The sequence below is a fragment of the Oricola indica genome (assembly GCF_019966595.1).
In the GTDB taxonomy this organism is placed as follows: Bacteria; Pseudomonadota; Alphaproteobacteria; order Rhizobiales; family Rhizobiaceae; genus Oricola; species Oricola indica.
This window is the reverse complement of sequence record NZ_JAINFJ010000028.1, coordinates 1-10,752: the sequence shown is the minus strand read 5'-3', so window position 1 is coordinate 10,752 and position 10,752 is coordinate 1. Positions and strand designations below refer to the sequence as shown.

General features: G+C 58.8%; 13 protein-coding genes. 8 read left to right on the top strand and 5 right to left on the bottom strand.

Features of this window, described 5'->3' with window-relative positions; genetic code table 11:
• The first annotated feature begins 1,038 nt into the window (after nt 1-1,038).
• On the top strand, nt 1,039-1,701 hold the full coding sequence (locus LC343_RS24605) for a transglutaminase-like cysteine peptidase (RefSeq protein WP_223479794.1): 663 nt from the start codon (nt 1,039-1,041) through the stop codon (nt 1,699-1,701).
• Between the two features lie 932 nt (nt 1,702-2,633).
• Here the strand turns inward: LC343_RS24605 and LC343_RS24600 are convergent.
• On the bottom strand, nt 2,634-3,245 hold the full coding sequence (locus tag LC343_RS24600; protein WP_223479793.1) for a transglutaminase-like cysteine peptidase: 612 nt from the start codon (nt 3,243-3,245) through the stop codon (nt 2,634-2,636).
• 296 nt (nt 3,246-3,541) lie between these two features.
• On the opposite strand from LC343_RS24600, the gene LC343_RS24595 reads away from it, so the two are divergent.
• The gene (locus LC343_RS24595; protein WP_223479792.1) at nt 3,542-4,564 is read left to right on the top strand and encodes a cell wall hydrolase; all 1,023 of its coding nucleotides are present in this window, start codon (nt 3,542-3,544) and stop codon (nt 4,562-4,564) included.
• 299 nt (nt 4,565-4,863) lie between these two features.
• Here LC343_RS24595 and LC343_RS24590 read toward each other — a convergent pair whose 3' ends face one another.
• The 4 genes from LC343_RS24590 to LC343_RS24575 all read right to left on the bottom strand — a co-directional run bounded on the left by LC343_RS24590 (nt 4,864) and on the right by LC343_RS24575 (nt 7,411).
• Nucleotides 4,864-5,829, bottom strand: coding sequence for a cation diffusion facilitator family transporter (locus LC343_RS24590; RefSeq protein ID WP_223479791.1), 966 nt, complete (start codon nt 5,827-5,829; stop codon nt 4,864-4,866).
• The gene (locus tag LC343_RS24585; protein ID WP_223479790.1) at nt 5,819-6,589 is read right to left on the bottom strand and encodes a transglutaminase-like domain-containing protein; all 771 of its coding nucleotides are present in this window, start codon (nt 6,587-6,589) and stop codon (nt 5,819-5,821) included. Before LC343_RS24585 ends, LC343_RS24590 begins: the two co-directional genes overlap by 11 nt.
• A gap of 70 nt (nt 6,590-6,659) precedes the next feature.
• A complete protein-coding gene (locus LC343_RS24580; RefSeq protein ID WP_091846789.1) occupies nt 6,660-6,986 on the bottom strand; it encodes a YnfA family protein in 327 nt (108 codons plus the stop codon).
• Complete coding sequence (locus LC343_RS24575) at nt 6,983-7,411, bottom strand: MerR family transcriptional regulator (protein WP_223479789.1); 429 nt, start codon at nt 7,409-7,411, stop codon at nt 6,983-6,985. Before LC343_RS24575 ends, LC343_RS24580 begins: the two co-directional genes overlap by 4 nt.
• Before the next feature lie 173 nt (nt 7,412-7,584).
• Between LC343_RS24575 and LC343_RS24570 the strand changes: the two genes are divergently transcribed.
• The 6 genes from LC343_RS24570 to LC343_RS24545 all read left to right on the top strand — a co-directional run.
• On the top strand, nt 7,585-8,187 hold the full coding sequence (locus tag LC343_RS24570) for an SCO family protein (protein ID WP_223479788.1): 603 nt from the start codon (nt 7,585-7,587) through the stop codon (nt 8,185-8,187).
• A 113-nt stretch (nt 8,188-8,300) separates the two neighbouring features.
• On the top strand, nt 8,301-8,615 hold the full coding sequence (locus tag LC343_RS24565; RefSeq protein ID WP_223479795.1) for a disulfide bond formation protein B: 315 nt from the start codon (nt 8,301-8,303) through the stop codon (nt 8,613-8,615).
• On the top strand, nt 8,612-9,271 hold the full coding sequence (locus tag LC343_RS24560) for a DsbA family protein (RefSeq protein ID WP_088672126.1): 660 nt from the start codon (nt 8,612-8,614) through the stop codon (nt 9,269-9,271). Before LC343_RS24565 ends, LC343_RS24560 begins: the two co-directional genes overlap by 4 nt.
• A 23-nt stretch (nt 9,272-9,294) precedes the next feature.
• Nucleotides 9,295-9,762 carry a copper chaperone PCu(A)C gene (locus LC343_RS24555; protein WP_223479787.1) on the top strand — a complete coding sequence of 156 codons (468 nt, stop codon included), beginning with the start codon at nt 9,295-9,297 and terminating at the stop codon, nt 9,760-9,762.
• Nucleotides 9,762-10,391, top strand: a complete 630-nt coding sequence (locus LC343_RS24550) for an SCO family protein (protein WP_223479786.1) — start codon at nt 9,762-9,764, stop codon at nt 10,389-10,391. Before LC343_RS24555 ends, LC343_RS24550 begins: the two co-directional genes overlap by 1 nt.
• 48 nt (nt 10,392-10,439) lie before the next feature.
• On the top strand, nt 10,440-10,752 hold a 313-nt coding region (locus LC343_RS24545; protein ID WP_274385178.1), incomplete at its 3' end, for a DUF411 domain-containing protein.

Here is a 10,752-nt window from a genome sequence, read left to right as displayed (position 1 = left end):
GCTCGCCCGCAACTTCCTGTCCGCTGTCGCGCTTGCCACTCTCATCGCGTTCTGGGTCTGAATGAGTCTGGACCCTAGACTGGTTACAATCGGCGATACCAATGTAAAGCGCTCCGATGATTAGCAAGCCGATCAGCACCCACACCACCGAGAAACTGCCATCCCGGCTACCCGGAGGGAGGTGGCCACATACACTGGGCCGGCTTCGCGATGGACTAGAACAGTAGCGCAACCAGAAGCGCCGAGGATGTGAGGGTGATGAAGAAGGCAGCGGTGAGCATTTTGACACCTCTCAAATGGCGCAGGGGCGTTCCCTACTCTGGAAGCCAGCACAAATGCAGCCTTGTTGCGTTGGCGGAGAGTGTAGTTCCTGTAGCGGCTAAAGGTTCAAGAGCGGTATGGCTCGGTTAACTCTCCGTGGAAGTCTAAGAACTGCCATCGCTACCACTGAGTACACGGCGACGAGCGACAGCTTAGGTCGTCCCACCCGTTGCAGATCGGTCGGACGCTCTCGCGCCAACCTCCCCCACCAGGGTGCGGCAGGGATGCAGCGGCGGATCAATGCAGTGCATTCACCAGCGGTGCATCACCGTCGCGGATGCTCAACCAGCGTCCAGTGAAACAGGTCGACTGCCTCTTCAGAAACAGACTGTTGGTCTCGTCCCACAGAAGAATGTCATCGGTAAGATTCTAGAGGACTCAGCCCGCCATTTCGGTGATCACGGTGAGCACTGCATACCCCTCTTCGTTGGATTTCTTGAAACCCGTGAGCAGTAAGTTTGCAGGCGAACACCCTCATTCATCAGGACGCGCGCTCTTGGAGAGCATGGCCCTCCCCGGCCACCATCCCTGCAATCGGACAGCTCCAGAATTCTTCCGTGCGGTCGCGCGCACCACGACTCTTCTAAATTCGCAAGTAGTTTACACTTCGTCTACGCGAACTGAAGCTTTTGGCTCAAATGCAACTGCGAAAATTGGACGGATCTTCGAAGAGTTATCCTAGACTACCCCTGTACTAGAAAAACGGGGAGATGGTCCATGTTGAAGTTATTAGTCGCTGTTTTCGTGGTCATCGTTTCGACGATCTCCGCCAGTGCCAATGCGTTTCACCTGAATCCAGATCAAGGGGCAAGCTCGAGCATGGCCACGTTCGGTCCGACGACGATTCCGATTGGTTACTATGAATACTGCCAAAGATATGCAAAGCGATGCGAGAGAACCGCACAAGGTTCCAGCGTCAAACTGACGCCCAATCGCTGGAGGCAGATCGTCGGCGTCAATTCCAGCGTGAATACATCTGTAGTTCCTAAAACCGATCCCGAGATATTTGGTGTAGAAGAACGATGGGTGTACCCCGACGGTGTTGGCGACTGCGAAGATTACGCCCTGCTGAAGCGGAAGATCCTCAACGAACAGGCGGGCATTCCGCTTGGCGCTCTTTCGATGACGGTTGGAAGGGATGCAAACGGCGGGGGGCATGCAGTGCTCACCGTGATCACCGATATGGGGGACTTCATCCTTGACAATGTCGAACCACGTGTCCTTCCGTGGCAGGAGGCTGAAATCCGGTTCCTGAAACGCCAGTCATCAACAGATCCGAATCTCTGGGTCAGCCTTGTACGCGAGAGCAGGGTTCGCGATGCCGGTAGCAACGCCTCCAACCAAGCGAACTCGATCGCGGCTACAAACCTCAGAAAATAAATTGCCACTCCATCATCGACGGCCAGGGACACAAGTTGCGGTACCCAATCATGTAAATTGAGATACGAGCCCTGGGCATTTCCTCTGCTGTCGGAATCGATTTGCATTTCTTTTGCGACCCAATCTGACTCAATTTGCTGGCTGTGCGGCGGCCAGCGGGAGAGCCGACGCGCTCGGTTGGCCTCGCGCTGCAGCGGCTTCACGGCGGGCTTGGCCAACCCGTCAAGCGTCGAAATCAGCGATCGGCGTAGCCGTCTCATCGGTCGTCAGGTGTCACCAGCGTTATCAATCGGCCAGTTCGGTGGCGCCGGGCAGGATATGGGGTACCACAGGCGGTTTTGGAGGCGCATTGCGCCTTAATTCTCGAGGCGATAGCAAAGACACCATACCTCACGGGTGCGAGGGTTGCAGGTAATGCTGAACGTTCACGGCATACCGGACAGCTCATCCCACGTCCGGCGAGGTGTGAATGATCAATGAAGCGTACCGGCCGACGTGATCCGCGCGTGAGGGACCTGACTAGTTGTGATGAGTCTGCGAAGCAGCCCAGTTTTTGAGGCTGGCGTCGCACATATAAACCGTTTGGGCGCGCCAGCATTTCTGGTGACGCCGGATGGGTGTTGCCACCCAATTCCGCCGGGAACTCGCTCAAATCGCTTGCGCCGTGAGAGCCGCCCAAAGATGTAGATGGTCGCGTCACTGATAGAGGCCTTGCGCTGCAATTCATTGATAGGTGTTGTCCAGGCGCCATCACTCATAATATTTCCACTGGACGGGACGGATCCTTCTTCGGCCTTAATCCGTAAGGGGTCCCATCACATCTCTTCCCGGGTCAAAATTCCCAGCGTATCCGAAAAAATACTCCACATGCTTTTTCGGCTTCTTCTTGCCGCATTCTTCGGCACAAACCAAATTCGATCTTCCCGCAAAGATCAATCCACTGCGCCTACAATTGGTTCCAGTCCTACGCGAATAGTAACCCAGCGCCCCGCGTGTTTCGTGTCCTGGCGCTTCAGGTATTCGTAATCTATAGCTCGCCACAAACGAACGCGGTCGTCCAGATTGTCACGCACAAAGTCTCCATTGTCGGTGCGGACCGTAAGGACGGCGTGCCCCTCTCCGTCCGGCTTCCGGACGACTGTGAGGAGTAAATTCCCGGGCGGCAAGCCCGCTTCGCTCAACCGTTTCTTTTTCTCGAGGGCGTAGTCCTCGCAGTCGCCGCGCCCCTCGGGATAGGCCCAGACTTCCTCGCTACCGTAGTTGTCGAGATCGCTCACCGGCTTCACGGCCCGATTGACCTCGACGGTCGTGGCCTTGAGCCGATCAAGGAGCGATTGAGAGAGATTTTCTGGTTGGACATTCGAGGGCTGAGCAGCGCATTCTCCCGGCATTCGCCGGCAAAGTTCATAATGTCCGATCGGTTGCGACGTAAGGTCGCCAACCTCCATAAAGTCTCTCAATGCCGCCGCTTGAGTGAGGGATTGTCCAGTGACTAGAATGACTACGATTACGAACGATTTCAGCAGTGTGCGCTTAATGTGCATTTCCCGCCCAATCCCTAACATTAAGGAAATGTTAAGTTTCGAAGAGTTCGCGTATCAATGGATCGGGGAAGCACGAGCTTGCCGCAGTCTGTTTCTCCACAAATGAACCAGCTGAGCGCTACGGCTGGACTCAAGCGAGAAAGGCTTCGTTAACTCGTCAATGCCCCGCGCATCACCGCCGCGGATTTGCCGCAATGGCACCGCAATGGACTCGACGCCAGGTGAACGCTTCATCTCTTAGCGATTCGTTAAGGTTAACGATGGATTGTCGAGGCTAGCGACCAGACGGAGGGAGCGTGCGCATTTTAGCGAACCGGTTAGCGAGCGCGACACGGAAGTACACGGCGCACTTAACTGCGTTGTATCTTATAGGGGGCACGGTCACCCTTGCCATTCCCATGCAGGCAGCCCATGCGCCGCAAATTACGGCAGCCCTAAACCTGGCATCAATTGCATCACCCATAAAAACTGCAAAGTTTCCCGACACCGCGTCGCGGATAAACCGAGCGGAAAAGACGTCTCGTCCGAGTCCCGCCGGACTGCAACCAAAAGGGTCGTTGACCGATCTCGCACCCTGGAACCAGTACTTCTTTCGCCCCTCTGACCCGGTCCTCCGACTGTTGGAAAATCCTGAGACACCGGATCCCCAACTTGCTGTCGCACGCGCGTTTCATTCTCCTGAACACGATCGATACGACGGAGTTCCGGAAGTCCTCAAGGACTTGGTCACCAATGATCGCGCTGATGCTTTGGCGACCGCTTACGCTCCTGCCGAACCCGAGCATTATGTTCTGTCGGCATTCGACAGTCTGTTTGCCAAGACTAATAATAATAAGGACAGATTCATACCGCCGGCACTTGAGGGAGATCATGAGTGGATTCAAACGCCTCTCCCTGCCAAGACATTCGCGGCGGACGAGCAAAAATGTCTCTCCGACGGGATCTATTTCGAAGCGCGAGGAGAGTCTCCGAAGGGTCAAGCGGCGGTCGCACAAGTCATCCTGAATCGCGTCCGAAATCCCGCCTTTCCGAACACGGTTTGCGGTGTAGTGTATCAGAACGCGGAGATCTTGAACCGCTGTCAGTTTTCTTTCGCGTGCGATGGTCTTCCTGAAAAGGTTGCTGATAGGTCAGCGTATGAGCTCGCCGAGCAAGTCGCGATGGCGGTCACTGCCGGGAAAATATTCATTGCCGATGTCGCCTCGGCAACCCACTATTTCGCGAATTATGTAAGACCTCGCTGGGCTGATGCAATGGAGAATGTTGCCAATATCGGAGCCCACCGATTCTATCGCACCTACGGCGGCGGATGGAGCTAGCAACCTACCTCGGCAAGGATTGATAGATCCACAAGACGCGGTTCGCCGAGGACTTTCGGCAACAACTCACCAAGCTACAACTACCGTGCATCGCTTTGCCGATTCCGTGCTTGCCGCACCGTTTGGTGGCTGCATTCTGAGAACGAGTCAGCTGTTCCGGACCGGGTCTGCGGAGGCACTTTCAATCCGCCGATTTCGGAGCACATCATTTGCGGCGCGCCCAGTTGACCGCATTTTCCTGTTCGCGGGTGCTAAACCAGCGGGTCTCGGATTGGGTCAAGGTAGCAGCGAACACGTGATCATGATTCTTCAGCGTCTCTGTGCACATGTCTTTCCTCCTTTTGGACCACTCCGCCGTGGCCATAAAGGCCGGCATTGTGGTGCGCGGTATCCTCGTGTTCTAACTCGAGGCTGGAATGGCCGATGCCGAACTCTTCTTTCAACCGGTCCTTGATGCGTTGCTTGATGTCTTCGACCTGCGGCCATGCGTCGGCCGTGAGGACGATGTGGCAGTCAAGCGCGGCTTCATGCTCCTGCATCTGCCAAAGGTGCACGTGATGAATGTCCAACACCCCTTCGACGGCCCGCATCGCCTCGACAACGGCTTTGTTGTCGATGTCCGGGGGGCTGCCGAGCATCAGAGTCCTGATTGGGCCACCGATCTCGGTGAAAGCCAGGTAGAGGATATAGAGCGCAATGGCGATGGTGATGGCCGGATCGACCCATCGCATGTCGTAGAGAATAATCAACGAGCCGCCGACGATGACCGCCACGGAAGCAAGCGCGTCGGACAAGTTGTGTAGGAAGAGCGCACGGATGTTCACGCTGCTTTTCTGCATCGAGTAGGTAAGGAGCGCTGTCAGGGTGTCGACGACCAGTGCGACCCCGCCCAAGATCACGACCGTCCAGCCCTGCACTTCGGGCGGATCGATCATGCGCATGCCGCCCTCATAGATCAGGTAGAACCCGATCAAGATCAGCGTCGTGTAGTTGATCAGAGCTGCCACGATTTCGACCCGGCCATAACCGAACGTCATGCGCTCGTCGGCCGGGCGCCGCGCGATCTTGCGCGCGGCGAAGGCGATGACCAGCGACGCCATGTCCGAGAAATTGTGCAGCGCGTCCGCGATCAGCGCGAGGCTGCCTGAAAGTATGCCGCCAACGATCTGCGCGACGGTCAGGAGCCCGTTCGCCCAGATCGCAATTGATACTCGTCGATCGCCGGAGTCGGGGTCGATATGGGCGTGGCCGTGATCATGCGGCACGGTTCGTCTCCTCGTGGCGATGGTTCGGCTGGGCGAAACCGGGAAGCCGAGGCAGGTGTCCTCGCCGGATTACGCGCACCCGTCTGTTCATCCAGTGGCGGATGATGTGGCGATAGAGCCAGTCGCGCAGAATTCCGAAGTTCTGACGATGCTTCAAGTAGAAGTCGTCGGGCGTATCGAAGGTTCCGAAGTCGCTGGCGATGCCGGTCTTCTGAATGTAGGTATCGCGCCCGGTCCATTCGACCGGCGGCGCGCTCAGGCAGCTGGTGCCCGCTCCGTATCCGCAAAGGCTCTCGGCCTCGCTGAATTCGCGTTGTAACGATGCCAGGAATGGCGCGTCCAGTATGAAGCCTTCCAGGTTGACCCATCCGTTCTCGGTTTCGACCTCGACCCAGGAATGAAGGATCTCTTTCGGGGCGACAGGATAGACGAGCTCCGGCACGACCCCGCGCTGGAGCGCCTTGTGGATAGTGAAACCATGCAGCCTGCAGCGGACCCCGAGCGCGCGGAGCAACGCCATGAGAAGGGTGCCCTTCGTGTTGCACTGGCCGTATCCGTCAGCCAGCACTTCGGACGCAGGTATGTCGTCAGAGCGATTGTAACCGAAAGCGATCTCGTTTCGGACGAAGTCATAAGCGGCACCGATCCGGTCATGCTCGCCAAGAGCCTGCCAGCCGCGGCCCGCTACAAGGTCTGCAATAGGGGCGGCTTCGAAATCCAGCAGCCGCGTGGCTGTCAGCAAGGGGTCAACGGCGGGCAAGATGCATCTCCTCGAATCTATCGAGGGTCTACATAGAGGCTACAGCGACTGTAGCTTCAAGCCCTGTCCTTCAAGAACTGCGGGGGGCGGCGAGAATGACCGTCGCCCCAGCCAGACAGATGACCGCTCCAATAAGATCCCATCTGTCTGGTCTTTCACCCTCCGCCCACCACATCCACCCAATCGACGCCACGATGTAAATGCCGCCATATGCGGCAAAGACTCTGCCGGCAGCGGTCGCCTCAACCTGCGAAAGCAACCAGCCGAACACGGCAAGCGAGAAAAGTCCGGGCACCAGCCAGAGTGGCGATGCGCCAAGACGCCACCACGCCCAAAATGCGAAGCAACCAGCGATCTCGGCCAACGCTGCGAGCGGAAAGGCAATTGCGGCACTCATGCGCCGATGTCGTCGTGCTCGGTCAGGCATTCCGAATGGTCCCGCAGGACCTCGAGCACTCGGCAATCCGCGGTTCGCCCGCCGCTGCACTCGTGGACCATGCGCTTTAGCTCGGTGCGAAGCGCTTTCAGGCGCGCCATGCGTTGCTCGACCTGGCGGAGTTGCCGGCGGGCGATCGCATCTGCCTCGTCGCACGACTTTTCCGGATGGTCGCTGAGATCGAGGAGCTCCCGGATCGCATCGAGCGAGAAACCGAGTTGCCGCGAATGACGGATGAACGATAGCCGATCGAGTTCGGCATTCTCGTATCGGCGTTGCCCACCCTCCGTCCGGCCCGGTTCAGGCATGAGCCCGATCTGCTCGTAGTACCGGATGGTCTGCACCTTGGTGCCGGTCTTCTTCGCCAGACTGCCAATCGTCAGCATATGTTTCCCTCAAGAGAACCTACAAAACTTGTAGGTTTGGTGGGTTGATAGCGCAAGTCCAAGACTCACAGACGCGTGACCTCCCGCCGCAGCCGGACAATCAGGCTTGAATCTACAGTAGCTAGAGGATGTAAACGCCGAAACAATCAAGAATCAATGACAGGCAGTCCGGATTGTCCCTCGCATCGGTAAGAAAAGTTCTCTGGGTATTGGTGGGCATTGCAGCTCTCGCGCTCGGGTGGCTTCTGCTCGGGTCCGACTATCGCGCCGACAACGCGCGATCAGAGGCAGATCCGGCTTTCGTCGCGGAGTTCGAACTGACCGATCATCAGGGCATGGTACGAACCGAAGACGATTTCGCGGCACGCTGCATGCTGATCTTCTTCGGCTTCACCAACTGTCCCGACGTCTGCCCCACCACCCTGTCAGAGGTCGCGGCCGTGATGGAGGGACTGGGCGATGACGCGGCAAAGGTGCAGCCGATATTCATCACGATCGATCCCGAACGCGACACGCCCACGGCGCTTGCGGACTACGTTCCCCTGTTCGATGCCGGCATCATCGGACTGACCGGCACACCGGAGCAGATTGCCCAGACGTCGGAAACTTTCCCGATCTTCTTCGAACGCATCGAAGAAGCCTCTGCGCCCGACGGTTACACGATGGGGCACACGTCGCATCTGTTCCTCTTCGATCCAGACACAGGCTTCGCCGAGTCCTGGCCCTACGGCACGCCCGCCGAAGAGATCCTCGCTGATCTGAGAGAGAGGATCTGACCGACATGACCCGAATATCCGGAGAAACGGCACTGGGACTGGCATGGGTGATTGCTCTCACGGCATCGCTAGCCGTGCTCTTCATCGGCGAGGTGCTGGGGTAGACGCCCTGCCTGCTCTGCTGGTTCCAGCGGGCCTTCATGTTCCCGCTGGCCATCATTCTCGGGCTCGGCCTTTGGTGGCGCGACCCGCTCGCGGGCCGTTACGGGATCGCGCTTGCGCTCGGTGGCGGCGCTGTCGCGCTCTGGCACATGGGTCTTTACGTTGGCCTGATCCCCGAGCGCATCCAGCCCTGCACGGCCGCTGGTCCCTCCTGCACTGACGACAACCAGTTGGTCTTCGGCATTCCTATCCCGTTGATGGCGCTTGCCGCTTTCGCCCTGATCGGCGCGCTGTCGGCACTCTCTCTGAAGGAAACACGAACATGAACAGACGCGGCCTGATCCTCTCCGTTCTCGCCCTCGGCGTCGCCGGTTTCGGCGGCGCAACGTGGTACGCAACACGCCCCGGTCCCGTGGCGGAGGCCGAGCCTGTGGCTCCGGAACTGGCGGAGGCTTTGATCCGGTCCTATTCGCCTGTTCTCGGTCCCGAAAGCGCGCCCGTCACCATCGTCGAGTTCTTCGACCCGGCCTGTGAGGCCTGCCGCGCCTTCTATCCTGTGGTCGAAGCCATAATGGCCGAGCATGGCGATGCCGTGCGCGTGGTGATCCGCTATACGCCGTTCCACGGCGCGGCGTCCGAGGAAGCGATCCGCGTGCTCGAGGCCGCGCGCATGCAGGGCGTCTTTGAGCCGGTTCTCGAAGTGGTATTGCGGGAACAGCCAAGATGGGCGTCGCATGGAGCACCCGAGCCGGGACTGATCCTGGAGATCGCCGCGACGGCGGGCCTCGATACGGAAGCCGCCCGCACGCAGATGCTTGCGCCGGACGTGGTGGCGATCCTGAACCAGGACCGCGCCGATGTCGAGACTGTGGGCGTCCGCCAGACGCCTACGTTCTTCGTGAACGGCAAGCCGCTCGACCCGTTCGGCGAAGCCGAACTGCGAAGTCTGGTGGCGGCTGAAGTCGCCGCGGCGCGAAGCTGAACCAAGAGAATGGGAAGAGCAGTATGAGGACCCTCGCTATTACCGGCACGCTGGCAGCGCTTTTGTCGTGGGCGGGGGCTTTGACGCCGGCGCTGGCAGGATCTGAGGACGTGGTCGTCGAAGGCGCTTGGTCCCGCGCGTCCATCGGCATGAACCGCCCCGGCGCCGCCTACATGACGATCCGCAATACCGGCGATACACCGGTGACGCTGATCGGCCTTACAACACCGCTCGCGATGATGCCCGAAATCCACGAGTCCAAGACCAATGCCGATGGCGTGAGTTCCATGGCTCCGGCCGACGAGATCACCATCGCGCCGGGCGAAAGCGTGTCGCTCGAGCCGGGCGGTCTGCACGCGATGCTGATGCAGTTGCAGACGCCGATGACAGAAGGAGAATCCTATCCGTTGACGCTGCTCTTTGACGACGGAGGCGAAGTAACGGTCGAGGTGCCGATCCTTGGCATCGCTGCGCGAGGTCCGAACGACTGATGCGGCGACGGACGATCCTTGGATACGGCGCAGCTGGTGCCGGGGCGCTAGTCTTCGCGCTCTTTGTCGGCTGGTGGCAAGTCGACGGGCCTGGGGCGCCCGAACCGGTGGGCCAGCGGCCGCTGGCTCTGTCCGCCATGGACTTCAGTCTGACGGATCACGAGGGAAACGAGGTCGGGCCGGAAACGCTGATCGGGCGCCCTGCGATGGTGTTCTTCGGCTTTACCTACTGTCCGGACGTCTGCCCAACCACGCTCTCGGACATTTCGGGATGGCTCGACGATCTGGGGGAAGAGGCCGGGGTTTTGAACGTGATCTTCATCACCGTCGATCCGGAGCGCGACACCGTTGAAGCGATGGCGGGGTATGTCGGCTATTTCCATTCGGCGATCCGGGGCTGGACCGGCGAAGATGAGGAAATCGCGGCGGCCGCGCGCGGCTTTCGCGCGAGCTACGAGCGGGTGCCGACCGAGGGTGGCAATTACACGATGAACCACACCGCCAGCGTTTTCTTGTTTGACGCTGTGGGGCGGTTCGTCACCACGATCGACTATCACGAGCCGCATGAATTCGCCGTGCCAAAGATAAAGCGGGCGTTGAAGGAGATTGCAAAACCTGAAACGTCCTAGCACTGCGCACATACTCTCGCAGACCGAAATCGCAGCGAGATTGCTTGAATGACAACCGAAAGGTCCTATTCGATGAAATTGCTGCTCCCTGTTCTGGCCCTCGCTGCAATTCCAGCAATGCAGGCCCATGCACAGACAACACCTATCGGGGTCTACAAGACGAACGGCTGTGGCTGCTGTCTCTTTTGGATGGAGTACCTCGAAGAGAATGGATTCACACCAACAAGCGAAGACATGTTCATGGGCTCTCTAGTCCAGCTTAAGCTCGATAACGACGTGCCGCAGCGCATGGTCTCTTGTCACACCGCGCTCGTCGATGGCTACGTGATCGAAGGCCACGTGCCGGCTGCCGACATCCGCC

Coding starts and splice junctions, on each gene's coding strand:
- LC343_RS24605 (WP_223479794.1), top strand. CDS start 1,039: ATGTTGAAGTTATTAGTCGCTGTTTTCGTGGTCATCGTTTCGACGATC.
- LC343_RS24600 (WP_223479793.1), bottom strand. CDS start 3,245: ATGCACATTAAGCGCACACTGCTGAAATCGTTCGTAATCGTAGTCATT.
- LC343_RS24580 (WP_091846789.1), bottom strand. CDS start 6,986: ATGAGTGCCGCAATTGCCTTTCCGCTCGCAGCGTTGGCCGAGATCGCT.
- LC343_RS24575 (WP_223479789.1), bottom strand. CDS start 7,411: ATGCTGACGATTGGCAGTCTGGCGAAGAAGACCGGCACCAAGGTGCAG.
- LC343_RS24560 (WP_088672126.1), top strand. CDS start 8,612: ATGAACAGACGCGGCCTGATCCTCTCCGTTCTCGCCCTCGGCGTCGCC.
- LC343_RS24555 (WP_223479787.1), top strand. CDS start 9,295: ATGAGGACCCTCGCTATTACCGGCACGCTGGCAGCGCTTTTGTCGTGG.
- LC343_RS24550 (WP_223479786.1), top strand. CDS start 9,762: ATGCGGCGACGGACGATCCTTGGATACGGCGCAGCTGGTGCCGGGGCG.